Here is a 25,782-nt window from a genome sequence, read left to right on the forward strand (position 1 = left end):
AACAGATTCTTTATAAATGCAAGGCTTTTCCATCTACAATTTTTTTAATTCATGCATAATATTTAATTCTTCCAATATTTGATAACCGCTCCAAACAGGCTTAGCCCCTTCTAAAATAAGAGAATGTGGGCCTGTTGACAGCTCCGAAAAAATTGAACCTGGTACTGCAAAAATTTCTTTTCCATTTTCCAAAGCATGCTCCATTGTTGAAACTGTACCACTCTTTTCTTGCGCTTCTGTAATAACTACTCCGACAGATAATCCGCTAATAATTCGATTTCGCATAGGGAAATTCCATTTTTTCGGCGTAATATATGGAGGATATTCTGTTACAAGCAATTGAGAGTTTTCCATTTCATCAGATATTCGCGTGTTTTCTTTCGGATAAACATGAAATAAGCCTGTTCCAAGAACCGCTATCGTTCTTCCACCTAGATTCATTGTAATTTGATGGGCAAGTGCATCTGCCCCCTTAGCAAGGCCGCTAACAATTACGAAATCCTGCTCCAGTAAGGGAGGTAACAGTTGTTCTATGCTCATTTTAGAATAATTGGTCGCTTTTCTTGAACCAATAATCGCTAATTTTCTAGGGTTTTGTAGCAATGAAATATCGCCTTTTGTGTAGAGAACTGCTGGTGGATCATATAGCAATTTTAAATTTAATGGATAGTTGGGATCGGTATAACAAATTGGGGTAATACGGTGTTTTTTATACATTTGTAGAAATGGGGTTTCTACAAATTTTTGATACATTTGTCGCAAATGAATAGCACGTTCTTGTGAAATATTAAGTATTGTTGCAATTTTTTGTGTCGACATTTTTTCTAACAAAGCTAGCTCGGAACTATGTTCCATTAATAATTTGATTTTATTCATCGGTACCGGAAACACATAATGCAAAGCTAACAAACGTTGCTGAAAATGTTCGTCTATGACAAAACTCCTCCTTTATGTTAAAAAAGTACGGTAATATCATTTAAGACATTACCGTACTCTTATATTAATGTGTTTTACAAGCGTCGTAAAGACCTGCTTCTTTAATTGCTTCAATTAAAGTTTCACCGATTACCGATGGAGTTGCCGCTACTTTCATACCAGCTGCTTCCATTGCTTTAATTTTCCCTTCAGCAGTACCTTGACCACCAGAGATAATTGCACCAGCGTGTCCCATACGTTTTCCTTCAGGAGCAGTTTGACCACCAATAAATCCTACTACTGGCTTAGTCATGTTAGCTTTAATCCATGCTGCTGCTTCTTCTTCCGCAGTACCACCGATTTCACCAATCATAACAACTGCATACGTTTCTTCGTCTTCATTGAACGCAGATAATGCGTCGATGAAGTTAGTACCGTTTACAGGGTCTCCACCAATACCAACTGCTGTCGTTTGACCGATACCAGCTTGAGTTAATTGATGAACAGCTTCATACGTTAATGTACCAGAACGTGATACAACGCCTACATGGCCTTTTGTATGAATGTATCCTGGCATAATACCAATCTTACATTCATCTGCCGTAATAACTCCTGGGCAGTTTGGTCCAACTAAACGCGTTTTCTTGCCTTCCATATAACGTTTCACGTTAACCATGTCTAATACTGGGATATGCTCAGTAATACAAATTGTCATATCTAATTCTGCATCTACCGCTTCCATAATTGCATCAGCAGCAAATGGAGCTGGTACATAAATTACTGAAACATTAGCGCCAGTTGCTTTTACAGCATCTTCAACTGTATTGAATACCGGTACGCCTTCTGCTTCTGTTCCACCTTTACCAGGAGTAACCCCAGCAACGATTTTTGTACCATATTCAAGCATTTGTTTTGTATGGAAAAGAGCAGTAGAGCCCGTAATTCCTTGAACGATTACTTTTGTATCTTTATTTATATATACGCCCACTTCATGTCCCTACCTTTCTTATCCTACAAGATTAACGATTTTTTGTGCACCGTCTGCCATAGAGTCAGCAGCGATTATATTTAAACCAGATTCATTTAATAATTTTTTACCTAAGTCTACATTTGTACCTTCAAGACGAACTACTAACGGAACCGAAAGTCCTACTTCTTTAGCAGCAATAATAACACCTTCTGCGATTACGTCACACTTCATGATACCACCAAAGATATTAACAAAAATACCTTTTACGTTTGTATCTGAAAGGATGATTTTAAACGCTTCTGTTACTTTTTCTGCTGTAGCACCGCCCCCAACGTCAAGGAAGTTTGCGGGTGAACCGCCGTAATAGCTAATTGTGTCCATCGTTGCCATAGCAAGACCAGCACCATTAACCATACAACCGATATTTCCATCTAAAGAAATGTAGCTTAAATCATATTTAGAAGCTTCGATTTCTTTTGCATCTTCTTCGTCATAGTCACGTAGTTCAAGAATGTCAGCATGACGGTATAAAGCGTTTGCGTCAAAATTGAATTTTGCATCAAGTGCTAATACATTATCGTCATTAGTAACTACTAACGGGTTAATCTCAACGATAGAAGCATCTTTTTCTTTATAAACTTGGTATAATCCAAGCATGAATTTTGCAGCTTTATTGACAAGTTTTGCTGGAATGTTCATATTGAACGCCATACGACGAGCTTGGAAGCCTGTTAAACCTACAACCGGGTCAATTTCTTCGTAGAATAATTTTTCAGGATTATTTGCTGCTACTTCCTCGATGTCCATACCGCCCTCTTCAGAGCCCATAAGTGTTACACGAGAAGTTGCACGATCTAAAACAAGACCAATATAATATTCCTTCTTGATATCGCTACCTTCTTCAATAAGTAGACGCTTAATCTCCTTACCTTCAGGACCAGTTTGGTGTGTAACTAGCACTTTTCCTAAAAGTTCTTTTGCATACTCGCGAACCTCATCTAAGTTTTTCGCGATTTTGACTCCACCAGCTTTACCACGGCCACCCGCGTGGATTTGAGCTTTTACAACAATAACGCTTGAGCCTAACTCTTTTGCCGCTTTTACCGCCTCTTCAGGAGAGAAAGCAACAATTCCGTTTGACACTGCTACGCCATATTGTCTAAGGAGCTGTTTACCTTGATATTCATGGATATTCATCTTGCATCCTCCAATCAAACTTAAGTCAAGTAATTTACTACCTTCTCATTGTATTAAAACTGTCACAACTTGTCCACACAAGTCTGGTCTTTGCGAATAACAGGGAATATTCTCACTATTTGTCGAAATTATTTTGCCCTACTTCGAGCTATCCCTTTCTCTTTATCTATTTTATAAACGAAGGCAAATACTTCGGCCACGGCTTGATATAACTCCTCAGGAATCGACTGATTAATATCGAGTTGACCAAGCAATTCAACTAAACTTGGATCTTCTTGAATCGGAACATCATGCTCCTGTGCTTTCGCTAAAATATTTTCAGCTATCTTTCCTTTACCTTTTGCAACTACTGTAGGAGAATCCGTCGCACCAGGTTTATAACTTAGCGCAATCGCTTCTTTTCGAGTATGTTTTTCTTCGTTCATATGCGTATATCTACTCCTTGCGACTCAAGTAAAGGTCCTTTTACTTTTAATGGCGAAGAAAGTTTTTGTTCTTCAAATGTTTTAACAAATACTCCTGATAATTTATATCCAACTGCCGAGAGCCCATCTTTGAGTGAATCTTTAAAAGTATTCGCTACTTGTTGTAGGCGGGTATCATTATTAAATAAAGAAATTGTCACTACTCTATTTTGCACTTGCATATCTACAACCGTTTCTTCCAAAGCATCTAATTGCAAATAAAACATAATGCGTGCAAAATCCGGGTCAATCTTCCCGTTTTCTAACATTCTTCCTTTCCACTCAAGTGTCGCATCCATTTTCTTGCCTAAAAACTCTAATGGAACTTGCATTAATAATTGGTGTTGAGGACCATTTTCTGCTGATAATAATTGCATTCCATTCATTCGACCTAGCACTAATTCCGCTTGATCTCTTAATGTAGCAGATGCAGCTTGATTTTGTAATATATCCACTAGCTGGGGTTTTAATTGCAATGCGAGCTGTCTTAAATCCTCGCTGTTGCTACCAAGCCTTGCTTCATAACTAAACCCTAAAGATCTCAATACATCCTTCATTGCATGTTCAAAAGCTTTGCCATCTAATTGCTGAAGAATAGCGGCTTCAGATTGAGCTATTTGCTGCGTTAGCATGGCATTCGGACTACTTTTCGTCATAGTTATTACTTGTTGTAGTGTTTGGTTAATCATTTCTGCATTATTTCCCTTACCAAGCAATGAAACTAAATGGTCTTTAGGTGTCAGACCATTTTGATCTTTTGAAAAAATCGCTTGTTGGCTTTGTTCAGCAAAAGCTTTTACTAATGCATTATTTAAGTTTTGCATTTGCGCAGGTTGATTTGTATCTTTTATCAGACTTAGTATTTGCTCTTTTTGACCTGATGTTAATAATGGTTGCGATTGGATTAATGTACGAATTTGCTCGATAATAGCAACTTTTTCACTTGCAGGTGCTTGCAATAAACGAGCCATTAAATCTCCTGCTGTATTTGGAATTGCCGGCTGCGCTACTGGTGGTGTTGGGTTAGATAAGGTTGCTTGAGCTGGCAATATAGCTGCTTCTTTTAATATTTGTAGTAGTGGTAACCTCGTCGAAATGTTGGTTTGTGCATTTTGAAGTGTTTCTAGTTGTTTTCCTAAAAGTGCTCCAGCAACCGGTTGACCGAATGGCTCCGCTAACTTTTGCAAGCTTTGAAGGATCGATTCTTTCACTGATAGAGGCAATGTTGTATCTTGCTGCAATGCCAGTTTAAAAGAATTAATAAGTGATTGTAGGCCATCTGTCGATTTCCCACTTATGACTGCATCAAAAACTTGCTGCGTTAACGGAAATTTCATCTCCATCATTTTTTGTAATGCTTCTAGTGCAGCTTTCATCGTTACGTCCGCAGGTAGCTGTTTGATAAGTTGCTCTGCTTGAAGAAGCGCCTCTTTCGATATCGGCAGCTGTTCTTTTAAGAAAAATTGTACGATTGCCTGCATTTCTGGTGTTTTCGGCAAATTCATCGACTGCATGAGCTGGTTAGCTTGCTGCGCAGGAGTATTTCCTTGCGTTAACGGCTCAGAAACTACTTTTAATTGAAGCTCTGGAGCTTGTTTAGATACTTGAAAAAAATGAGCGTCTCCAGCTTTTAAAGGAGTTTCAAGTTTTGCAATTACTTTTTGATTGCCAATTTGAATTTCTGCTGTTTGGTTAGGAAATAATTGTTTAACAGTTCCATGAACCACTTGCCCTTCTTTCATCGGGGCCGTTTGAGTCGATGAAATTGCTTGCGGTGTCTGTGATTGGACTGACGAAAAGGATGTAGAAGTCATCTATTCACCTCATTTTTTTAGTATGGATTTAATCGGTTCGAATGTTTTTCGATGATGCTCAGTAGGTCCATATTTCATGACCATTTCAATATGTTGCTTCGTACCATAACCCGCATGCTTGTTAAATAAATACATCGGAAATTCTTCATGTAGTTGATCCATATACTCATCCCGTGCTGTTTTAGCTAATATAGATGCCGCTGCGATTGCTAAACTTTTAGCATCCCCTTTAATAATTGAATGCGTTTCCATTTCAACAGGAAGTTGCATCGCGTCTACAAGCACTATTTGAGGACGTTTATCTAGATGTTGAACAGCACTTGTCATTGACTGCTTCGTCGCTTCGTAAATATTAAGCTCATCTATTTTTTCGACGGATTGGAAATGTACATAATAGCTAATCGCATTTTTTTTAATTTTTTCTGCTAACTCATTGCGCTTTTTTTGGGAAATTTGCTTCGAGTCATCGAGTCCAATTAGTTCTTCCGTATTTGCACTTAATATTACTGCTGCCGTTACGACCGGACCTGCAAGCGGTCCTCTCCCAGCTTCGTCGACGCCTGCTACTAAATCATTTGCTGTTTTTCGAAAACTTGCGTCAAATACTATTTTTTCTTCATGTTCCTGCATTTGTTTTTGCACTGATCGTTGTTTATTTTTCCATGTAGCTAATAATTTTTGGGCTCCTGCTCTATTATCTGCTTCAAGCTCTTCCATCCAAGGCTCCCAAGCAGTAGCAGTCGATAATTTTTCTTTGATCTCATTCAAACTTGCCATATGTAACTCAACAACTTTCTTTTCCTTATATTTATATGTATCGGCATATTTCTAAAAAAATCGAGAAAACCCTTCTCACCAATTGGTAAAAAGGGCAGTATGAACTGAATTTTATTCTACAAAATCAAATGTTAGTTTTCCGAGATGAAGATTACGAATATCGCGAATGATTAGCTCTGCTACTAAATCATAATCTATTTCTCCACCGCTGCCATAAGTTCTTCTTAGCTTTCCGATATGATCGAATGTATCTACTAAGTCCTCATGCATTTCAGTCATTTTATATCTTTCTTCCATGCGTTTTGGATAATGCTCTTGAAGAAATTTTAGCCCGTAAACAGCTAGGTTTTCCATATTGATAACAGAATCTTTGATGGCACCAGTTAATGCTAGTTTATAACCAACTTCTTGATCCTCAAATTTCGGCCATAGTATCCCAGGTGTATCCAGCAATTCGATTTCTTTTTCGAATTTTATCCATTGCTGTTTTTTCGTTACTCCAGGTGTATTTCCTGTTCGTGCGATGTTCTTTCTTGCAAATCGATTGATAAGTGTTGATTTACCTACGTTTGGAATTCCAACAATCATGGCACGAATTGCGCGAGGCTTCATCCCTCTTTCGCTCATTCGATCCCATTTGGGCTTTAAAAGCTCTTTTGCGGCTTTGAAAACAGATTGGAGTCCTTTTCCTTCCAAAGAGTTAATCGCAACAGCAGGCATCCCTTTTGAGGCGAAATAGGCAATCCATTTCTTTGTTTGCACTTCGTCCGCCATGTCCATTTTATTTAAAATAAGCAATCTTGTTTTTTGATGAATCACTTGATCGATCATCGGATTTCTAGAAGATAGTGGCAAACGTGCATCTATTAACTCAAAAACGATGTCTACTAATTTCAGATTTTCTGTTACTTCTCTTCTTGCCTTGGCCATATGACCAGGAAACCATTGTATCGTCATGTTGCACCTCCTAATTTACTTAACAAAACCAATTTCTTCTAGAGGCCAAAATACGATATTTGTATTTCCAATAATTTCATCAATATCAATAATACCAATATGTCGGCTATCTTTACTGTATCTTCGATTATCTCCCATTACGAATACGGAACCTTTTGGAATTTCACCCTTTTGTATAATATCCTCTAGTGTGAAATCTTCCGTTAAAGAGCCTTCACTAATTTCGCTTTTGTACTGATCTAAATATGGTTCTGCTATTTCTTTTCCGTTAATATATAGTTGATCATTTTTATATTCAACATGATCACCCGGAAGCCCAATTACACGTTTAATGTAGTTTTTTTGCTCCGGTGCATGGAACACGACTATATCAAAACGATCTGGCTCGCCAACCATATATCCGATTTTATTGACAACCATACGGTCACCATTTTTTAAAGTCGGCATCATTGATTCACCGTCTACTACGATGGGTGTGAATAAAAAGAAACGGATGATTGCAGCGATTCCAAAAGCGATTAATAATGCCTTGGACCATTCCCACAATTCATTTTTCTCTTTTTTTACTTGTTCCATCCATTCTCCCCCTTTAATTGCTTTCTTTATTGTACAAGGAAAATGTTATTCAAGCAAAAAGAATGCAAAAAAATGTTGTAGCAAAAGTGAAATCACCTTCGCTACAACATTTACTGTTACTCTGTTATTATCTACGAAGTTCTTTAATACGTGCTGCTTTACCACGTAATTCACGTAGGTAGAACAATTTAGCACGACGAACTTTACCACGACGAACTACTTCTAAAAGTGCGATTTTTGGCGTGTGAACTGGGAAAATACGTTCTACACCAACACCAGATGAAATTTTACGAACTGTGAAAGTTTCGCTGATTCCACCACCGCGACGTTGAATAACAACACCTTCGTACATTTGAATACGTTCACGAGTTCCCTCTACGATCTTAACGTGTACACGAACTGTGTCACCTGGACGGAAAGCTGGAAGATCTGTACGTAATTGTTCTTTTGTGATTGCTGAAATAATGTTTTGCATCATTTTCTCTCCTTGTATAGAATGCTCATACACACATTAGCCGTTGCAGCGGAACACCCAAAATGAGTACTTCACATAGAAGTACATAGTAAAATATATCATAAACATTGACTATATGCAATATTTCTATGAAAGTTTATTGCCTTTTTAACTTTTCAATTACTTGTCTATCTGAATCACTTAAATCTGCTTGTTCTAACAACTCTGGTCTTCTATCCAATGTACGTTTTAAAGATTGCTCTCTTCTCCATTTATCGATTTCTGCATGGTTGCCAGACAATAAAACATCCGGCACTTTATAGCCACGATATTCTGCTGGTCGTGTATATTGCGGATGCTCTAAAAGCCCAGTAGAGAATGAATCTTTTTCATGCGATTCTGCATTTCCTAAAACATTTGGCATTAGACGTACAACGCTATCGACGATTGTCATCGCCGCAAGCTCACCACCAGTAAGAACGAAATCCCCTAACGAAATTTCATCTGTTACTAAATGTTCGCGAATGCGTTCATCATACCCTTCATAATGTCCACATAAGAAAATTAGCTCGTCTTCCTTTGCAAGCTCTTCCGCTTTCTTTTGTGTAAAGCGTTCTCCTTGCGGGCAAAGTAAAATAATGCGTGGTTTCTTTTCATTGCCATTAGTAAGTGAATCTACCCCATCGAAAAATGGCCCTGGCTGCAATACCATACCAGCCCCACCACCATACGGGTAATCGTCCACTTTATGATGTTTATTGCCTGCGAAGTCTCGGAAATTTACTACATTTATCGCTACTTCATTCTTCTCCTGCGCTTTTTTCAAAATAGAAGAGCCAAACACTCCTTCGAACATTTCCGGAAAAAGAGACAGAATATGAATATTCATCATGACAATAGACCGTCTAACACTTCGATGACGATTTTCTTGTTTTCAATGTCAACTGATTTTACAACGTCCTCAATATACGGAATATAATGCGCTTTTCCTTTTTCAGGTTGAACAGTCCACACATCATTTGCTCCCGTTTGAAGAATTTCTGTAATCGTACCGATTGTTTCTCCTTCAGTCGACTCAACCGTACACCCGATAATTTCGTGATAATAAAATTCATTATCTTCTAGTTCCGTTAAATATTTTTCGGATACTTTTAGTACTGCATCACGGAATCCTTCTACTTCCTTTAATAAACCGTAGCCTTCGAATGTTAATAAATCAAAGTTTTTATGTTTTCGATGACTTGCTACTTTTACGATGATCGTTGGTTTTGCATCATCTGTTTTAAATAAACCAAGTTCACTTCCAACTTCATATCGCTCATCCGCAAAGTCTGTAGTTGAAATAACGCGAATTTCACCCCAAATACCGTGCGTATTCACTATCTTCCCTACTTTATACCATTCCACAAAGAACCCTCCTAAAAAAGCATCAGACGCCGTTTAAACGATGCCTTAGCTAGATACTTTATTTATTCTTTTAACAAAAAAGGAAGAACAAAGTGTTCTCCCTTTTTGTACATTAATCTAAAATGTCGACATATGTTTTTTTCTTCTGGTGACTGCCAGCTGCTGAGTAAACAATAGTACGAATTGCTTTTGCTACTCGTCCCTGTTTGCCAATAACTTTCCCCATATCTTCAGGATGAACAGAAAGTTTATAAACGACACGGCTTACACTTTCTTCTTTTTCAATCTGAACTTTATCCGGATAATCAACTAACGGTTTTACGATTGCTTCGATCAGCTGCTCCACATTGTCCCCTCCGATTATTTGCCGAGTTTTGCGTTATGGAATTTCTCCATAATTCCTTGTTCTGAGAACAAGTTACGTACTGTATCAGATGGTTTCGCACCATTTTGAAGCCATTTTAACGCTAATTCTTCGTTAATCTTAACTTCTGCTGGTTTAGTAAGTGGGTTGTAAGTACCTACTGTTTCAATTTGACGACCGTCACGTGGTGAGCGAGAGTCTGCTACTACAATACGATAGAAAGGAGATTTGTTTGCTCCCATACGTTTTAAACGAATTTTAACTGCCATTTTTTATTGCACCTCCGAATAGTTTCACACAAGATAGTATATTATCAAGCTTTTATTTGTTTGTAAAGTGTTTTTTCTTAACACCCTGTTTTTTTGTTAGAAAATTATTTAAAAAGCGAGTCTAAACCAGGCATTTTCATCTTCTTTTTCCCTTTTTGTTGCATGTTTGACATTTGCTTCATCATCTTTTTCATATCTTCGAATTGCTTTAACAATCTGTTAACGTCTTGAATTGTCGTACCAGATCCTTTTGCAATTCGTTTTTTTCTTGGACCATTAATAATATCAGGCGTTGTTTTTTCTTGCGTAGTCATGGAATAAATAATCGCTTCTACACGATCCATTTGTTTTTCATCCACTTTTGCATTTTCAAGACCTTTTATTTTACCTGCTCCTGGAAGCATTTTTAAAATTTCGTCGAGTGGCCCCATTTGTTTCACTTGGCTAAGTTGATCTAAAAAGTCGTCGAAAGTAAAAGATTGCGTACGGAATTTTTCTTCTAATTCTTTCGCTTTTTCTTCATCTACATTCGCTTGTGCTTTTTCAATAAGAGACATCATGTCTCCCATTCCTAAAATACGTGAAGCCATGCGCTCTGGATGGAATACTTCTAAAGCATCCATTTTTTCGCCCATACCGACGAACTTAATCGGTTTTTGTGTAACAGAACGGATGGATAATGCTGCTCCACCTCGAGTGTCTCCGTCAAGCTTTGTTAAAACGACACCAGTAATGCCAACCGCTTCGTTAAAGTTATTTGCTACATTGACAGCATCCTGCCCCGTCATTGCATCTACAACTAAAAACACCTCATCTGGCTCTTTAAGTGCACGGATGTCTTTTAACTCTTGCATAAGCATTTCATCAATATGCAGTCGTCCAGCAGTATCTACTAGCACTACATCGTAATGTTCTTCTTTTGCATGTTCAATTGCTTGTTTCACAATTTCTACTGGAGAAATATCTGTCCCTAAAGAAAATACAGGAAGAGATAATTGTTTCCCTAGTGTTTCCAACTGTTGAACAGCTGCTGGACGATAAATATCGGCCGCAACTAATAAAGGATTCTTATTGTACTTTTTACGAAGTACATTTGCAAGTTTCCCAGATGTCGTTGTTTTACCAGCACCTTGAAGTCCAACCATCATAATGACAGTTGGTGGTCTAGTTGAAAAAGAAATTTGACTTTGCTCTCCGCCCATTAAAACAGTCAATTCGTCTTTAACGATTTTAACGACTTGTTGCCCTGGTGTTAAGCTTTTCATCACGTCTTGACCTACTGCACGCTCTGAAACGTTTTTCACAAATTCTTTTACTACTTTTAAGTTTACGTCAGCTTCCAAAAGTGCATAACGAACGTCACGCATCATTTCTTTAACGTCTGCCTCTGTAATCTTTCCTTTTCCTTTGATTTTCTGAATCGTCCCTTGGAGTCGCTCAGCTAATCCTTCAAACGCCATGCATGCCGCCTCCTAATCCCATTCTTTTAATTGATTAATGAGTTTAATCAGTGTCTCTTCAGATGATTGATCCTTTACTAAAAGCAGAAGCTGGTCAATATTACCCTGTCGCTGTTCGAATTTCGTAAAAAGATTAAGCTTTTCTTCATATTCTTCCAACATCGCTTCTGTTCGGCGTATATTATCATAAACCGCTTGCCTAGAAATACTGTATTCTTCCGCAATTTCTCCAAGCGATAAATCATCTAAATAATAAAGCTGCATATAACTTCTTTGTTTATCTGTTAATAATGCTTGGTAAAAATCGAAGAGAAAATTCATACGAGTTGTTTTTTCAATCATTTCCATCTCTCCTTACCAATTCACTTGTCACTCTCTAGTGTATAAATAGAGTGTTCTTCTGTCAAGTATTTTTACTTGTCTTCTTCAACATTGCTTTCAGCTTCTAGACCTTCTGCAAATAGCCCGTATACATATTTTTCCGCATCAAATGGTTGCAAATCATCCATTTGCTCACCTAAGCCTACAAATTTCACTGGAATATGCAATTTTTTTCGAATAGCTAAAACGATTCCGCCTTTTGCAGTTCCGTCTAGCTTCGTTAAGACAATACCTGTTACATTTGTTGCTTCTTTAAACGTTTGCGCTTGCACAAGTGCATTTTGCCCAGTAGTAGCATCTAAAGCAAGTAGTACTTCATGCGGAGCATTCGGTATTTCCCGAGAAATAACGCGATGAATTTTTTCTAATTCATTCATCAGGTTTACTTTGTTTTGAAGTCGTCCAGCAGTATCGCATATTAAAACGTCTACATTTCTCGTTTTCGCAGCACTTAACGCATCGTACATGACAGCAGCAGGGTCTGAACCTTCCGCTTGCTTAATAACCTCTACGCCTACTCGATCTCCCCACACCTGAAGTTGATCAATTGCTCCTGCACGGAATGTATCTCCAGCAGCAAGCATCACTTTTCTTCCTTCATTTTTAAAGCGATTTGCAAGTTTTCCGATAGTAGTTGTTTTACCTACACCATTTACACCAACTACTAATATAACTGTTAAACCTTCTTCTTGAAGATTTAATTCGATTATATTTTCATCACCAGCTTCATAAATTTCTACTAGTTTTTCTGAAATAACAGATTGAATGCCTGCCGTATCTTTTATATTTTTTCGTTGTACTTCAAAGCGCAGAGCATCCATAAGCTCCATGATTGTTTCAAAACCAACATCTGCTTGCAATAAAACCTCTTCTAATTCTTCAAAAAAATCTTCGTCTACTTTACGATATTTAGCTACAAGATCATTTACTTTTGACGTAAACTGATCTCTTGTTTTTGCTAAGCCGTCTTTGAATTTATTCGTAATAGAAACAGTTTCCACCGTTTCTTCTGTAGAACCCATCATTTTTTCTTTTAACTTTTTAAAAAAACTCATTTAATTATAAGCCCCTTTACGTTACTAGTTGTTCTTCTAACTTGACAGAAACTAATTTAGATATTCCAGATTCTTGCATCGTAATTCCATACAATACATCGGCGCCTTCCATCGTACCTTTACGATGAGTAATGACGATAAATTGCGTATCATGGCTAAACTTTTTCAAATAATCACTATATCGAGTAACATTTGCTTCATCTAGTGCTGCCTCTACTTCATCCAAAATACAGAATGGTACAGGACGCGTTTGAAGAATAGAAAATAATAAAGCAATTGCCGTTAGCGCACGTTCTCCACCAGAAAGTAAAGAAAGGTTTTGCAATTTCTTTCCTGGTGGCTGAGCAACAATATCAATTCCTGTATTTAGTAAAGACGTTGGATCAGTCAAGACTAAATCTGCTTGGCCTCCACCAAATAATTCACGGAAAACAACTTTAAAATGCTTTTGAATATCATTAAATGTTGTTTCAAAGCGAATGGTCATTTCCTCATCCATCTCTTTAATCACTTCATGTAATGTTCCTTGTGCAGTAAGTAAATCCTCTCGTTGCTCCGTTAAAAACGAATGTCGTTCGCTCACTTGCTCAAACTCTTGTATAGACCCTAAATTTATCGGTCCGAGTTCTTCAATAGAACGTTTAAGTAATTTCACTTTTTTACGAGCTAGTTGCTCTTCCATTTCGAATGGGAAATCACGCTCTGCTTCTTCTAGCGTAAGCTCATACATTTCCTCTAAATGGCTTTGTAAAGCGTTTATTTCTACTTCTAGCCTGCTTAGTTTAATCTCGATAGAACGTTCTTCATTTGTTTGAAGATTGGCTTGATATTGTAATTCCTTTAATGACCCTTCAGCGTTAGTAATATTTTGCATAAGCTTTAATCTCGTTGTTTTAGCTAGTTGAATATGCTCTATTAATCGTTCTTTTTTCGCTTTCAACTGTGCGATCGTATTGCTTATTTCTTCTGCTGAAGTACCACCATGATCATCATTTTCATACCAAGCAATTTCTTTTTGAAGTGTGTCTATTTTTTGATTACTCGTCGCAATTGCTTGAACAAATTGAAGTCGTTCTTTCTCTAGTTGCGTCACTTGCTCATTCACTACTGCGATTAAAGACAATAATTCACCGAGCTCGTTTTGAATTTTATCTTTTTCTTCAATCGATTGTTGTTTTGCAAGTTGAAGCTGATCAATCGACTGTTGAATAGACACTAATAATTGTTTAATCTCTTCACTTCTTGAATTAGTTTGCTCTTTTTTACGAACTAAATCTTCATGCACATTATTTTTTTCTACTTTTTCTTCATCGTACTCTAGCAATTGATTTGTAAGCCTCGAAATAATTACTTCACACTCACGCGTTTCAGAAAGTAATGTATGTTCTTCTCCGCGCAGTACTTCTCCGCGAAGGCGCATATCCTCTTGCTCTTGTTTTAGTTGCTGCACTTCTTGCTTTTTAGAAGCAACGGATTTTTCCGCTTGAAGTACAGTATTCTCTAACTCTATCAATTTATCATTTAGTTGCTCAAGTTCTGCTTTTCGTGTAAATAAAGAAGATTGCTGCTTAACAGAACCACCTGTTAAAGAACCACCTGCATTAACAACATCTCCATCTAGCGTGACAAAACGGAATTTAAACTGCAAACTAGCGGCCATTTCATTGGCACCTTTTAAATCTTTTGCAATAATAATGTTTCCAAGTAAATTTTCTACGATGATTTTATACTCTTTATTGTAATGAACAAGCATATCCGCGGTATTTACATACGATGGATGCTGTTTTATAGCAGCTAATGTATGTTCATGGATTTTGCGTGACTTCATCACTTGGAGCGGTAAAAATGTCGCTCTACCTACTCGTTTCTTTTTCAGCCAGTCAATTGCTTGTCGTGCATCATGGCTGGAATCCGTAATAATATGCTGCGATTGTGGACCTATGGCCGTATCAATTGCATTCATAAATTCGTTCGGTATTTGGATTAACTCCGCTACAGCCCCATGAATACCTTTTAACTCTTTCTTTTCTCTTGCAATAAGAACTTCTTTAACCCCTTGGAAAAACCCTGAAAACTCCGCCTCTAATTCTTCAAGCGAATCTTTTCTTGCTTGCAGCTGATGTTTCATTTGATATGCTTTTTGCAACATCGCTTGCTGTTCTTCAAATGAAATTTCAAGACGCTCTGTTACATCGCGTGTCTTTTTGAAATCGAGTAATTTTCCCTCTAATTCTTTTTGGCAAACGAATAATAATTGAGCTAGTTCATTTTTACGATTCGTCAGTTTTTCTAACTCATCTTTTAATGCTCGGTAATCTTCTATCATTTTTTCTGAAGAGACAAGTTCAAACTGAAGTTGCTGCTCCATATGCTTCATTTCATTTTTCATCGTTGCTTCTTCGTTCAGCAAGTCGATATACGTACTTTTCAGTTCTTCTATCTCTTCTTCTACTTCAGAGGCTGATTTGCTTAACACATTATCAATATGTAGCTTTTTAGTGCGAAGCTCTTTCAGATGAGCTTGCTTTTCTGTTTTAGATACATTATTTTGTTCTAACTGTTTCTCTAGTGCCACTAGATTTACTTGCTCTTCCTCTAGTGCTTTTTTCAACTGCGCTATTTGCTGACTTGCATTTTGCTTTTTCTCAGCTAGCAACAGCTTTCTACCCTCTAAACGTTCTAATTCTGAACTTACTTCTACTAATTCACTTTGCTCTGCATCTAACTTTTCATCAATCTCGGACATTTCTTTCCGATCTTTTTGAATACTCGCTTCCAATTCGTTTATTTGCGCTACAAGCAATTGTTTCACTTCTACAAGACTTTGTAGCTTTGTATGCAACTCTGTATTTTCTTGTACGAATAAACGTAAATCATGGGCAATTACAGCAATTTCGATATCTTTTAGCTCTTCTGACATACGTAAATAATCAGATGCAAGGGAAGACTGAATTTGCAGTGGCTCCATGCGTCCATCTAATTCATGTAAAATATCTAGTACACGGTTTAAATTATCATCTGTTTCAAGCAGCTTATATTCTGCTTTCTTTTTACGTTGTTTATATTTAAGAACGCCCGCTGCTTCTTCAAATATAGTTCTTCTATCTTCTGGACGGCTGTTTAGTATTTCATCTACACGACCTTGTGAAATGATAGAAAAAGCTTCTTTCCCTAAACCAGAGTCCATAAATAAATCAGTAATATCTTTCAATCTACAATTTTGTTTATTTAATAAATATTCACTATCGCCAGATCGATAAACCCTTCTAGTAACACTAATTTCCGTGAAATCTAACGCAACTCTATTATCCGAGTTATCCAATATTAGCGTAACTTCTGCAAAATTCAGCGCTTTTCTTGAATCACTTCCAGCAAAAATAACGTCTTCCATTTTCGCCCCACGTAGTGATTTCGCCGATTGCTCTCCTAAAACCCACCTAATAGCGTCTGTTACATTACTTTTCCCACTACCATTTGGACCGACAACTGCCGTAACACCTGGAACAAAATCAATTCCAATTCGGTCTGCAAATGATTTGAATCCAATGATTTCCAACCTCTTAAGGAACAATATTATTCCTCCCGTTCATAGTCCTTTAATGCGAGTATCGCTAGTCTTGCTGCTTGCTGTTCTGCTTCTTTTTTGGAACGACCATTGCCAATTCCAAGTTCTTTTGCATTTAAAATAACACGAGAAACAAACGTACGGTTATGCGCCGGACCTTTTTCCTCGACAATTTCATAGCTTAACATACCATTATTTTGTTGTTGGATAACTTCTTGTAGCTGGCTCTTATAATCCATCACATGCGAAAAAGCACCGAGTTCGATTTTAGGAAACACAATTGTTTCTAAAAATGAAACAACTGTTGCAAGTCCCTTATCTAAATATAATGCACCGATAAATGCCTCAAAAACGTCTGCTAACAAAGCGGGTCTTTCTCGTCCGCCAGTTAGTTCTTCCCCTTTTCCAAGCAACACATATTTACCAAAGTTCAATTCATTGGCAAATACGACAAGAGATGGCTCACAAACAATTGCTGCCCGTAGTTTTGTTAGCTCTCCTTCACTCATCGCTGTATATTGCTGAAACAAGTGCTGAGAAACGGATAATTCTAAAACGGCGTCACCTAAAAATTCGAGTCTTTCATTATCGGTAAAATATTTACGTCGATGCTCATTCACATAAGATGAATGGGTAAAGGCTTGGTACAATAATGATGGATTATCAAATCGTATGTTGAAATGTTGTTGAAACTCTTCAAACTGAAGCTTTACGCTTTCTGAAAATACTGCTTTTTTTGCATGCATACTTTTACTATTTACTTTCATGAATAATCTGCCTTTCTCGCATTTATAGCTTTAGATGATGTTTACTACTGCGTAAGCCCGCCACAAAAAATTACATTCCTTACTTTTCATATACGTTCTTAAGTTTACCTGTTTATAATGCAATGTGCAAAAAGAAATAGAGACGTTCTATCTTTTATCCGTTAGGAATAGATAGAACGTCTCTTTCGCTATTTGGTATTAGCCTTGTTTACTTTCAATATAGCTAACTGCACTTCCTACAGTAGAAATATTTTCAGCATCTTCATCTGAAATTTCCATATCGAACTCATCTTCAAGTTCCATAACTAATTCTACTACATCAAGAGAGTCAGCACCTAAATCATCACGGAAAGATGCTTCTAATTTTACTTCGCTCTCATCTACACCTAGACGATCAACGATTACTTTTGTTACGCGCTCTAAAACTGTTGACACATTTGTCACCTCCCCTCAATGATTATACAAAATTCTTCCTTCTAATGAAAGAGGAGATTACATATACATGCCGCCGTTCACATGTAAAGTCTGTCCTGTAATATAATTCGCATCATCCGAAGCTAAAAATGCTACTGCTTTTGCAATATCTTCTGGATTACCAAACTTCGCTAACGGAATTTGTCCTAACATTTGCGTTTTCACTTCTTCTGGAAGTGCATCTGTCATATCTGTTGTAATGAAACCAGGTGCCACCGAATTTACTGTAATATTGCGGCTTGCAAGCTCTAAAGCAGTTGATTTTGTTAAACCAATAACTCCTGCTTTAGCTGCAACATAATTTGCTTGCCCAGCATTTCCTGACACGCCAACAATAGACGTAATATTAATAATACGACCATGTCTTTGTTTCATCATTTGACGAGTAACTGATTTCGTACATAAAAACACGCCTTTTAAATTCGTATCTAATACATCATCCCACTCTTGCTCTTTCATACGCATGATTAAATTATCTTTCGTAATGCCTGCATTATTAACTAAAATATCAATTGTACCGAACTTCTCTAATGTTTCACTAACTAATCTTTGTACATCTTCCGCCTGATCCACATTTGCTTGAACAGCAAATGCTTCTCCGCCAAAAGCTTTAATCTCTTCGACTACTGCTTCTGCTTTTTCTTTGCTACCGCTGTAATTTACCGCTACTTTTGCTCCTTCTTTTGCAAGATAAAGCGCAATATCTTTTCCTATACCACGGGATGCTCCTGTTACAATCGCTGATTTACCGTCTAATTTCCCCATTTAGCTTCCCCCTAATTCAGTAATGACTTGTTGTAATGAATCTTCGTCATGCACGCAATATGTAGTAACAGAACGATCAATTTTTTTCACAAGACCACTTAAAACTTTCCCTGGTCCGCATTCTATAAATACAGTAACCCCAAGCTCTAGCATTTTCTCTACTGATTGTTCCCATCGAACAGGTGAATACAACTGTTCTACTAACAAGCTCTTCATACTAGCTGCTTCGATTACTGGAAGTGCTGTTACATTTGAAATGACCGGTACTTGTGCATCTTGAAGTGCAATAGCTGAAATTGCCTCATCTAATTTAGCAGCTGCTGGTCGCATTAATTCAGAATGGAATGGACCACTTACTACTAATGGTATTGCTCGTTTCGCTCCAGCTTGTTTTGCTTTTTCAGACGCTTCATTTACTCCAGCAACTGTTCCAGATATAACAATCTGACCTGGGCAATTCAAATTAGCAACTTGCACAAGATGACCATCTTTAGACACTTCAGTCGTCACTTCATTTAAAGCTTCTTTATCCATACCTAAAATAGCAGCCATTGCTCCTTCACCAGCAGGCACTGCTTCATTCATAAATAAACCTCTTTGATGAACTAATAAAACTGCGTCTTCAAAACTTAATGTATTCGATGCAACAAGTGCTGAATATTCACCTAAACTATGTCCAGCAGTAAAGTCCGGATTAATGCCCGCTTCTACTAGTTTAGCCGCAATCATTGAGCTAGTTGTAAGAAGTGCTGGTTGTGCGTTGTACGTTTTCGTCAGTTCTTCGGCAGAACCGTTTAACATAATATCAGACAATGAAAAACCTAACGCTTCATCCGCTTGATCATAAAATTTACGGCTCTCCACGTTATTTTCGATTAATTGTTGACCCATACCAACAACTTGAGACCCTTGTCCTGGAAAGATAAAAGCAATTTTAGTCATTTGAAGTTTCCTTTCGTAACGTTGTTTGAATAATATCCGAGACATTATACTCTACCATCATTCTTGCTTGTCTTATTGCATGGAATACTGCATTTGCATTAGAAGATCCATGCGCTTTAATAACGGGTGCTTTTAATCCAAATAAACCCGCACCACCGTACTCCGTATAATCTAATTTAGTTTTTAACCCACGAAGTTGATCTTTCACTAAAAGTGCAGAAATTTTTGTTTTTGTCGAATGATTGAATGCTTCTTTTAACATAGAAAAAATACCAGCTGCTGTACCTTCGATTGTTTTTAATACAACGTTTCCTGTAAAGCCATCTGTTACGACTACATCCGCAACACCGGCAAGTAAATCTCTTGCCTCTACATTTCCGACAAAATTAATCGGCGCTTCGCTTAATAATGAAAAAGCAGTTTTTGCTAGCTCATTTCCTTTATTGTCCTCTGTACCAATATTCAATAATCCCACACGAGGATTTTTAATGCCACGCACTTTCTCTGCATAGACACTTCCCATTACTGCAAACTGCTCCAAATGCTCAGGTTTAGCATCCGAATTGGCTCCTACATCCAGCAAAACAAATCCTTTTTCATCTAATGTAGGTAAAGTAGGAGCTAGAGCCGGGCGATCTACTTGATCAATACGACCAACGATAAACAGACCCGCTGCCATTAAAGCACCTGTATTTCCAGCAGAAACACAAGCATCCGCTTCCCCATTTTTCACCGATTCAGCCATTTTAACCATTGAAGAATTTTTCTTTCTTCTAATGGCACGAACAGGCTCATCTGTTCCTTCAATTACCTCTTCTGTATGTATTACTTGTAATCGATCATGCGCTTGAAGAAGTGGTGCTAGTTTTGCCTCATCTCCGTACAACTGAATATGTACATCTTCAAATGCTTGTAACGCTTCATATACACCTTTTACTATTTCATGAGGTGCATTGTCTCCACCCATTGCGTCAATCGAAATTTTCATATGTCATCACCTTTTTTAAGACTTCGTCACTCTATACATACTGAAATGCCCAACAAAAACCGTGTCATTTTCCACTTTGCTCGTCACTTCAATTTCAGTGTTGTTTTTTTCCATATCATTTGAAAGTACAACTGCTTTAGCAATCACTCTATCGCCTGCTTTTACAGGCTTCACAAATACGATATTAGATTTTCTAGTTAAAGCTAATTCATCATTTATAACTGCAACAGCTAATGAATTCGCTTGCGCAAACAAATGATGACCCCTAGCAATACCATTTCTCGCAAAAACATGATCCTGTGTTATATCCAATAAGGAAATCGCTTGTTTATCTAGATCAATATCAATAATTTCTCCAATTACTTCATCAATCGGAAGAGACTTTACTTCCTCACTCAAATTATGAGCTGCAACAGATTTAATACGCTCACGTAATTCTGGAATGGAAAGCTCCATTCGATCAAGTCTAATCGTCTGCACACTCACATTAAAAGTAGAAGCAAGATTTTCATCCGTAATAAACGGATTCTTTTCTAGCGTTTCCAATAGTAGATTTTGTCTTTCTTTTTTTGTGTATTTCATCCAATCACCACCATCTTAGCACTTGGTACTAATACTAGTATATGAATATTAAAAAAAGAATGCAAGCATTGTTACACTTGCATTCCAATTATTATGGCAAACTAGATCAATCGATTCGTTCTCCGTCTAATGCGTTAGAATTTATTAATATTGTACGTAAGCTTTTCATTTCATCTGATTCCCAAAAATCCTCTGAGTTTAAAAGCCTTTCTGCGTCTGTTTTCGCAGTATTTAGTGCACGATAGTCATGAACCAAGTCCGCCACTTTGAATTCTGGTAAACCACTTTGTTTACGACCAAAAAAGTCGCCTGGTCCCCGCAATTCTAAATCTTTTTCAGCAAGAACAAATCCATCATTTGTTTCTGTCATCGAAATCATTCGTTCTTTGCCTTCTTCTGATTTTGGATCCGCAAGCAAAATGCAATACGATTGATGCTCCCCGCGGCCTACACGACCTCTTAGTTGGTGAAGTTGAGCTAATCCAAATCTTTCTGCATCAAAAATAACCATAAATGTCGCATTCGGAACATTAACACCAACTTCTACTACCGTTGTAGATACAAGCATATGTACTTTTCCATCTGAAAAATCTCGCATTACCGCTTCCTTTTCATCAGAATGTAATCGACCATGCATTAACCCGACAGAATATTCCTTGCCTAACTCTGCCGACATCATATTATAAACATCGACTACATTTTGCACATCTAGTTTTTCTGACTCTTCAATAAGTGGACAAATAATATACGCTTGCCTACCATTTGCTAACTCTTTTTTAAGCCGTACTATTATTTTATATAGCTGGTCTTCTTTCATCCAGTACGTATCTATTTTCTTACGTCCCGCTGGCATTTCATCAATAATCGAAACATCCATTTCACCAAAAGCAGTAATAGCCAAAGTTCTAGGGATAGGAGTTGCCGTCATAAATAAAACATCTGGATTTTCTCCTTTTTCCTTCAGCACTCTGCGCTGCTCTACACCGAATCGATGCTGTTCATCCGTAATAACTAAACCAAGCTTGTGAAAAGAAACATCCGGCTGGATTAAAGCATGTGTCCCGATTAACAAATCAATATTTCCCGCGGCTAAATTTTCTAAAGCCGTTCTGCGAGCCTTCACTTTTGTAGAACCAGTTAAAAGGGCAATCCTCACACCCATTGGAGAAAGCCACTCATCGAGTGAAGTCGCGTGCTGTTCTGCAAGAATTTCTGTTGGAGCCATCAGCGCCCCTTGAAAGCCAGCTGTAATAACTGCAAATAAACAAATAGCTGCAACAACTGTTTTACCAGAACCTACATCTCCTTGTAAAAGACGATTCATACGATGCGGCTCTTTTAAATCTCGACAAATCTCATTAACAACTCTTTTTTGCGCACTTGTTAACTCATATGGCAATGTGTCGATTAGTTTTTTTAACTGTTCATTATGATAGGAAACGCTATTTCCAACGTCTTGTTCTTTTCTTGCCTTTTTTATCGCTTGCATTTTCAGTTGAAAAATAAGCAATTCTTCATATACAAAACGTCTTCTAGCATTTTTTGAATGCTCTGCATTTTGCGGAAAATGAATTCCTTCTAATGCATCCGCTATTCCCGGCAAGCGATATGGACCTAATAACGCTTCCGGTAGCGGGTCTTCCATATACTCTCCCACTTCGTCTAATGCTTGACGCATAAACTTTCGAAACGTTTTTTGATTGATCGAAGCTTTTAACGAATACACTGGTTCAAAATCTTGCTGATCTGTTTTTGGACCAGCCGAAAACGTTGTAACATTTATAACTTGTCGGCCTCTATCCCATTTTCCGGTTACTGTTACAACAGAACCTGGTATAATTTTATTTTTTAAATAACCTTGATTGAAAAAAATCGCTTTTATAAGATGCTGCCCTGCTAATAAACGAACTTGCATTCTCGATTTTTTTTGCCCTAAAAAAAGGAGGGAAGGCTCACTTTCGACCCTTCCTTCTACAGTAACTCTTTCGTTATGAGGTGTTTCTGCTAAGTTCTTTAATCGAAAATCTTCATGTCTATAAGGAAATGTCATAACTAAATCTTCTAATGTAATGATCCCTAATTCATGCAATGCGTTAGCTGTACTACTTCCCACTCCTTTTAAGGAAGTAACTAACAGTTCTTTTTTAGTTTCCACTACCTACAACTGCTCCACCGAAAATTTTTGCTTCTAGCCATTTTCCTGTAGGAGTTGCAGCGAGACCACCTTGTGCCGTCTCTTTTAAAGAAGTTGGCATTGTTTGACCAATTTTATACATAGCATCGATAACTTCATCACACGGAATTCGACTCGTCACACCAGCAAGTGCCATATCTGCTGCAACTAATGAATTCGAAGCACCCATAGCGTTACGCTTTACACAAGGAACTTCTACAAGTCCCGCTACTGGATCACAAACTAAACCTAGCATATTCTTTAATGTAATAGCGAATGCTTGTGCACTTTGCTCTGGCGTCCCACCTGCCATTTCAACGATTGCAGCTGCGGCCATTCCAGCTGCAGAGCCTACCTCCGCTTGGCAACCACCAGCTGCGCCTGAAATAGATGCGTTATTCGCCACAACAAAACCAAATGCACCTGCATTAAACAAATAGCGAATCATTTGTTCTCTCGTCGGATTTAGCTTATTTTTCACTGCAAATAAAGTACCTGGAACTACTCCGGCAGATCCAGCAGTAGGAGTTGCACAAATTGTCCCCATTGCCGCATTTACTTCATTCGTTGCAACAGCTTTACTAACAGCATCTAGCATTAGATCCCCACATAATGAGTTACCTTTTTTCATGTAATTTTGAAGAAGTACCGCATCTCCCCCTGTTAAACCAGAAGTAGAACGCACTCCATTTAATCCTTTTTCAATAGCCTCTTCCATTACAGTCAAATTGCGATCCATTTGAGTCATAATTTCTTCTCGCGTACGACCCGTAATCATGATTTCCTGTTCAATCATAATTTCAGAAATCAGTTTTTGTTCTTTATTCGCTCGGTCAACTAATTCACGAACGTTGTAAAATAAAAATTCCATTAGTCTTCCTCCTTAATCTGCAATTCTCGTTACTTGCGTAATATTTGGTAACGTCGCTATTTCTTTCAATATATGTTCTTCTACGTTTTGGTCTACTTCAATAATCATTAATGCCATATTGCCTTTTTCTTTGCGGGAAACTTCCATATGGCCAATGTTAATATCATATTTAGCTAAACAATTAGCAACGTTTGCAATACAGCCTGAACGGTCTTCATGCACGACTAAAATGGCTGCTAGATTCCCTGACAGTCTTAGTGGAAAGCCGTTTAGTTCCGTAATTTCCGTTTTCCCTCCACCAATGGAAATGCCGACCATCGACATTTCTTGTTCTCCGTCTCCAATAACTAGACGTGCAGTGTTTGGATGCTCCGTATTTGCCGTTTCAGGAATAAATTCGAAAGTTAGCCCCGCCTTTTCGGCGTCTTCGAATGCCGTTTTTATGCGTTCATCAAATGTATCGTAGTCTAATAATCCGCCGATAATGGCTACATCTGTTCCGTGTCCTTTGTATGTTTCGGCAAAAGATCCGTATAAGTATATTTTAGCCCATGTTGGTTGTTTACCAAATAAGTCTCTTGCTACTCTACCGATGCGAGCTGCTCCAGCTGTGTGGGAAGATGATGGCCCAATCATTACAGGTCCAATAATATCAAAAACCGATTTGAACTTCATTGCATAGACCTCCATTTTAATCTAACTCTTTTCTTTTCATATTACACTTTTTGTACATATTAGACAAAGTATTGTCACATAAGTTTTCAATAACTATTCTGAGGGCGAAGTTTCTGGCTCACTTTAGGCTTCCCATTAGGCTATACGATGAACGCTAAAATTTTTAAAGCTTGTTGGAAGTGGCTGCGCCACTTCCAACAAGCTTTTTCTTCGGTCATCGCATGGCAAATGTTCACCTTCCACTCGTCAGAAACTTTAATGCCAAATAGTTAAATATTTTTGGCAATAGGAGAAGCAAGTGACATTCTATATACTTTGAAGGCTGCCAAAGATGCAATTTTGGCAGCTCTTTGTATGTTTTTAGAAAGAGACACTTCTATATTTGGACATAAAGTGTAGAAGTAGATGACAGATTTACTTCATACGAAAATTGTCGGTCTATTTCTAACTAGATGTGCGGACAAACTTTTTCACCTAGCATGATAACTGCGACCGCAATGATGCGTGCATCGATATTTGACGATTGGGAAATGTACGCTTGGTGATCCTCTACTACTTCTTTTGACATATTTAAACGTTCTTTGACTGCGGGTACTTGTGTGACTTGTGATCCCCTTTCAATTACTGCTGGAACGACAATATTATAGATTGCCATGTATATACTTAGTTAAAAGGTTTCTTGGTTTGAAATCACGAGGAACACCACTTACATTTACCTTATTTTATCGTACCGTAATAGGAAGATTTCCTTAGAATTTTTTGACCTAGACATATATTAGTTGATTGAAGTGCAAGACGGCGACTCCAGCGGGATCAGTGAGGCAGATAAAACATCACAACGTACCCGTAGGGGCGGTGATGGTTCATCGCTCACCCCGCGGAACGCGTCCATCTGGAACGGAAATCAACGGTTCCACCGT

Annotated in this window: 27 protein-coding genes; all 27 read right to left on the reverse strand. The window is 37.8% G+C overall.

Annotated elements, in window-relative coordinates; translation table 11 throughout:
- Window positions 1-33: 33 nt before the first annotated feature.
- Window positions 34-876 carry a DNA-processing protein DprA gene (gene dprA / locus RUH95_RS02725; RefSeq protein ID WP_313891279.1) on the reverse strand — a complete coding sequence of 281 codons (843 nt, stop codon included), beginning with the start codon at window positions 874-876 and terminating at the stop codon, window positions 34-36.
- A 124-nt stretch (window positions 877-1,000) separates the two neighbouring features.
- A complete protein-coding gene (sucD, locus tag RUH95_RS02730) occupies window positions 1,001-1,903 on the reverse strand; it encodes a succinate--CoA ligase subunit alpha (protein WP_313891280.1) in 903 nt (300 codons plus the stop codon).
- An 18-nt stretch (window positions 1,904-1,921) separates the two neighbouring features.
- On the reverse strand, window positions 1,922-3,082 hold the full coding sequence (gene sucC / locus RUH95_RS02735; RefSeq protein WP_313891281.1) for an ADP-forming succinate--CoA ligase subunit beta: 1,161 nt from the start codon (window positions 3,080-3,082) through the stop codon (window positions 1,922-1,924).
- Between the two features lie 128 nt (window positions 3,083-3,210).
- Window positions 3,211-3,507: an EscU/YscU/HrcU family type III secretion system export apparatus switch protein gene (locus RUH95_RS02740; protein ID WP_313891282.1), complete on the reverse strand. Its 297-nt coding sequence runs from the start codon at window positions 3,505-3,507 to the stop codon at window positions 3,211-3,213.
- Window positions 3,504-5,360 carry a hypothetical protein gene (locus tag RUH95_RS02745; RefSeq protein WP_313891283.1) on the reverse strand — a complete coding sequence of 619 codons (1,857 nt, stop codon included), beginning with the start codon at window positions 5,358-5,360 and terminating at the stop codon, window positions 3,504-3,506. Before RUH95_RS02745 ends, RUH95_RS02740 begins: the two co-directional genes overlap by 4 nt.
- A 9-nt stretch (window positions 5,361-5,369) precedes the next feature.
- Window positions 5,370-6,137, reverse strand: coding sequence for a ribonuclease HII (locus RUH95_RS02750; protein WP_313891284.1), 768 nt, complete (start codon window positions 6,135-6,137; stop codon window positions 5,370-5,372).
- A gap of 111 nt (window positions 6,138-6,248) precedes the next feature.
- Complete coding sequence (gene ylqF, locus RUH95_RS02755) at window positions 6,249-7,094, reverse strand: ribosome biogenesis GTPase YlqF (protein WP_313891285.1); 846 nt, start codon at window positions 7,092-7,094, stop codon at window positions 6,249-6,251.
- A gap of 15 nt (window positions 7,095-7,109) precedes the next feature.
- Entirely contained in the window at window positions 7,110-7,670 is a 561-nt protein-coding gene (lepB, locus tag RUH95_RS02760; protein ID WP_313891286.1) for a signal peptidase I, read from the reverse strand.
- A 127-nt stretch (window positions 7,671-7,797) separates the two neighbouring features.
- A complete protein-coding gene (gene rplS / locus RUH95_RS02765) occupies window positions 7,798-8,145 on the reverse strand; it encodes a 50S ribosomal protein L19 (protein WP_313891287.1) in 348 nt (115 codons plus the stop codon).
- 136 nt (window positions 8,146-8,281) lie between these two features.
- Complete coding sequence (gene trmD / locus RUH95_RS02770; RefSeq protein WP_313891516.1) at window positions 8,282-9,013, reverse strand: tRNA (guanosine(37)-N1)-methyltransferase TrmD; 732 nt, start codon at window positions 9,011-9,013, stop codon at window positions 8,282-8,284.
- Entirely contained in the window at window positions 9,013-9,531 is a 519-nt protein-coding gene (gene rimM / locus RUH95_RS02775; RefSeq protein WP_313891288.1) for a ribosome maturation factor RimM, read from the reverse strand. The genes trmD and rimM overlap by 1 nt, the downstream gene beginning before the upstream one ends.
- A 112-nt stretch (window positions 9,532-9,643) precedes the next feature.
- The gene (locus tag RUH95_RS02780) at window positions 9,644-9,877 is read right to left on the reverse strand and encodes a KH domain-containing protein (RefSeq protein WP_313891289.1); all 234 of its coding nucleotides are present in this window, start codon (window positions 9,875-9,877) and stop codon (window positions 9,644-9,646) included.
- A 14-nt stretch (window positions 9,878-9,891) separates the two neighbouring features.
- A complete protein-coding gene (gene rpsP, locus RUH95_RS02785; protein ID WP_313891290.1) occupies window positions 9,892-10,164 on the reverse strand; it encodes a 30S ribosomal protein S16 in 273 nt (90 codons plus the stop codon).
- 104 nt (window positions 10,165-10,268) lie between these two features.
- Window positions 10,269-11,624, reverse strand: a complete 1,356-nt coding sequence (gene ffh / locus RUH95_RS02790) for a signal recognition particle protein (RefSeq protein ID WP_313891291.1) — start codon at window positions 11,622-11,624, stop codon at window positions 10,269-10,271.
- A gap of 12 nt (window positions 11,625-11,636) precedes the next feature.
- Window positions 11,637-11,966 carry a putative DNA-binding protein gene (locus RUH95_RS02795; RefSeq protein ID WP_313891292.1) on the reverse strand — a complete coding sequence of 110 codons (330 nt, stop codon included), beginning with the start codon at window positions 11,964-11,966 and terminating at the stop codon, window positions 11,637-11,639.
- A 71-nt stretch (window positions 11,967-12,037) separates the two neighbouring features.
- Window positions 12,038-13,060, reverse strand: a complete 1,023-nt coding sequence (ftsY, locus tag RUH95_RS02800) for a signal recognition particle-docking protein FtsY (protein WP_313891293.1) — start codon at window positions 13,058-13,060, stop codon at window positions 12,038-12,040.
- A 16-nt stretch (window positions 13,061-13,076) separates the two neighbouring features.
- On the reverse strand, window positions 13,077-16,631 hold the full coding sequence (smc, locus tag RUH95_RS02805) for a chromosome segregation protein SMC (RefSeq protein WP_313891294.1): 3,555 nt from the start codon (window positions 16,629-16,631) through the stop codon (window positions 13,077-13,079).
- Between the two features lie 2 nt (window positions 16,632-16,633).
- The gene (gene rnc, locus RUH95_RS02810; RefSeq protein WP_313891295.1) at window positions 16,634-17,392 is read right to left on the reverse strand and encodes a ribonuclease III; all 759 of its coding nucleotides are present in this window, start codon (window positions 17,390-17,392) and stop codon (window positions 16,634-16,636) included.
- Between the two features lie 198 nt (window positions 17,393-17,590).
- The gene (gene acpP / locus RUH95_RS02815) at window positions 17,591-17,827 is read right to left on the reverse strand and encodes an acyl carrier protein (protein WP_093263354.1); all 237 of its coding nucleotides are present in this window, start codon (window positions 17,825-17,827) and stop codon (window positions 17,591-17,593) included.
- 57 nt (window positions 17,828-17,884) lie between these two features.
- Window positions 17,885-18,631, reverse strand: a complete 747-nt coding sequence (gene fabG, locus RUH95_RS02820; RefSeq protein ID WP_313891296.1) for a 3-oxoacyl-[acyl-carrier-protein] reductase — start codon at window positions 18,629-18,631, stop codon at window positions 17,885-17,887.
- Window positions 18,632-19,573, reverse strand: a complete 942-nt coding sequence (gene fabD / locus RUH95_RS02825) for an ACP S-malonyltransferase (RefSeq protein ID WP_313891297.1) — start codon at window positions 19,571-19,573, stop codon at window positions 18,632-18,634.
- On the reverse strand, window positions 19,566-20,561 hold the full coding sequence (plsX, locus tag RUH95_RS02830; protein WP_313891298.1) for a phosphate acyltransferase PlsX: 996 nt from the start codon (window positions 20,559-20,561) through the stop codon (window positions 19,566-19,568). The genes fabD and plsX overlap by 8 nt, the downstream gene beginning before the upstream one ends.
- Window positions 20,562-20,576: 15 nt before the next feature.
- Complete coding sequence (gene fapR, locus RUH95_RS02835; protein WP_313891299.1) at window positions 20,577-21,143, reverse strand: transcription factor FapR; 567 nt, start codon at window positions 21,141-21,143, stop codon at window positions 20,577-20,579.
- 106 nt (window positions 21,144-21,249) lie between these two features.
- Window positions 21,250-23,298 (reverse strand): ATP-dependent DNA helicase RecG, encoded by a 2,049-nt coding sequence (gene recG, locus RUH95_RS02840; RefSeq protein ID WP_313891300.1) that lies wholly within the window; start codon window positions 23,296-23,298, stop codon window positions 21,250-21,252.
- Complete coding sequence (gene sdaAA, locus RUH95_RS02845; RefSeq protein ID WP_313891301.1) at window positions 23,288-24,187, reverse strand: L-serine ammonia-lyase, iron-sulfur-dependent, subunit alpha; 900 nt, start codon at window positions 24,185-24,187, stop codon at window positions 23,288-23,290. Before sdaAA ends, recG begins: the two co-directional genes overlap by 11 nt.
- A gap of 12 nt (window positions 24,188-24,199) precedes the next feature.
- Window positions 24,200-24,862 carry an L-serine ammonia-lyase, iron-sulfur-dependent subunit beta gene (gene sdaAB / locus RUH95_RS02850; protein WP_313891302.1) on the reverse strand — a complete coding sequence of 221 codons (663 nt, stop codon included), beginning with the start codon at window positions 24,860-24,862 and terminating at the stop codon, window positions 24,200-24,202.
- 448 nt (window positions 24,863-25,310) lie between these two features.
- On the reverse strand, window positions 25,311-25,517 hold the full coding sequence (locus tag RUH95_RS02855) for a hypothetical protein (RefSeq protein ID WP_313891303.1): 207 nt from the start codon (window positions 25,515-25,517) through the stop codon (window positions 25,311-25,313).
- Window positions 25,518-25,782 lie beyond the last annotated feature (265 nt).

Origin of the sequence: Psychrobacillus sp. (assembly GCF_032154225.1) — a bacterium.
Taxonomy (GTDB): domain Bacteria; phylum Bacillota; class Bacilli; order Bacillales_A; family Planococcaceae; genus Psychrobacillus.

What these genes read in the sequence shown, in the direction of transcription:
- dprA (WP_313891279.1), bottom strand. Translation starts at nt 876, where the DNA reads ATGAATAAAATCAAATTATTAATGGAACATAGTTCCGAGCTAGCTTTG.
- sucC (WP_313891281.1), bottom strand. Translation starts at nt 3,082, where the DNA reads ATGAATATCCATGAATATCAAGGTAAACAGCTCCTTAGACAATATGGC.
- RUH95_RS02740 (WP_313891282.1), bottom strand. Translation starts at nt 3,507, where the DNA reads ATGAACGAAGAAAAACATACTCGAAAAGAAGCGATTGCGCTAAGTTAT.
- RUH95_RS02745 (WP_313891283.1), bottom strand. Translation starts at nt 5,360, where the DNA reads ATGACTTCTACATCCTTTTCGTCAGTCCAATCACAGACACCGCAAGCA.
- RUH95_RS02750 (WP_313891284.1), bottom strand. Translation starts at nt 6,137, where the DNA reads ATGGCAAGTTTGAATGAGATCAAAGAAAAATTATCGACTGCTACTGCT.
- ylqF (WP_313891285.1), bottom strand. Translation starts at nt 7,094, where the DNA reads ATGACGATACAATGGTTTCCTGGTCATATGGCCAAGGCAAGAAGAGAA.
- lepB (WP_313891286.1), bottom strand. Translation starts at nt 7,670, where the DNA reads ATGGAACAAGTAAAAAAAGAGAAAAATGAATTGTGGGAATGGTCCAAG.
- rplS (WP_313891287.1), bottom strand. Translation starts at nt 8,145, where the DNA reads ATGCAAAACATTATTTCAGCAATCACAAAAGAACAATTACGTACAGAT.
- trmD (WP_313891516.1), bottom strand. Translation starts at nt 9,013, where the DNA reads ATGAATATTCATATTCTGTCTCTTTTTCCGGAAATGTTCGAAGGAGTG.
- rpsP (WP_313891290.1), bottom strand. Translation starts at nt 10,164, where the DNA reads ATGGCAGTTAAAATTCGTTTAAAACGTATGGGAGCAAACAAATCTCCT.
- ffh (WP_313891291.1), bottom strand. Translation starts at nt 11,624, where the DNA reads ATGGCGTTTGAAGGATTAGCTGAGCGACTCCAAGGGACGATTCAGAAA.
- RUH95_RS02795 (WP_313891292.1), bottom strand. Translation starts at nt 11,966, where the DNA reads ATGATTGAAAAAACAACTCGTATGAATTTTCTCTTCGATTTTTACCAA.
- ftsY (WP_313891293.1), bottom strand. Translation starts at nt 13,060, where the DNA reads ATGAGTTTTTTTAAAAAGTTAAAAGAAAAAATGATGGGTTCTACAGAA.
- rnc (WP_313891295.1), bottom strand. Translation starts at nt 17,392, where the DNA reads ATGAAAGTAAATAGTAAAAGTATGCATGCAAAAAAAGCAGTATTTTCA.
- fabG (WP_313891296.1), bottom strand. Translation starts at nt 18,631, where the DNA reads ATGGGGAAATTAGACGGTAAATCAGCGATTGTAACAGGAGCATCCCGT.
- fabD (WP_313891297.1), bottom strand. Translation starts at nt 19,573, where the DNA reads ATGACTAAAATTGCTTTTATCTTTCCAGGACAAGGGTCTCAAGTTGTT.
- plsX (WP_313891298.1), bottom strand. Translation starts at nt 20,561, where the DNA reads ATGAAAATTTCGATTGACGCAATGGGTGGAGACAATGCACCTCATGAA.
- fapR (WP_313891299.1), bottom strand. Translation starts at nt 21,143, where the DNA reads ATGAAATACACAAAAAAAGAAAGACAAAATCTACTATTGGAAACGCTA.
- sdaAA (WP_313891301.1), bottom strand. Translation starts at nt 24,187, where the DNA reads ATGGAATTTTTATTTTACAACGTTCGTGAATTAGTTGACCGAGCGAAT.
- sdaAB (WP_313891302.1), bottom strand. Translation starts at nt 24,862, where the DNA reads ATGAAGTTCAAATCGGTTTTTGATATTATTGGACCTGTAATGATTGGG.
- RUH95_RS02855 (WP_313891303.1), bottom strand. Translation starts at nt 25,517, where the DNA reads ATGGCAATCTATAATATTGTCGTTCCAGCAGTAATTGAAAGGGGATCA.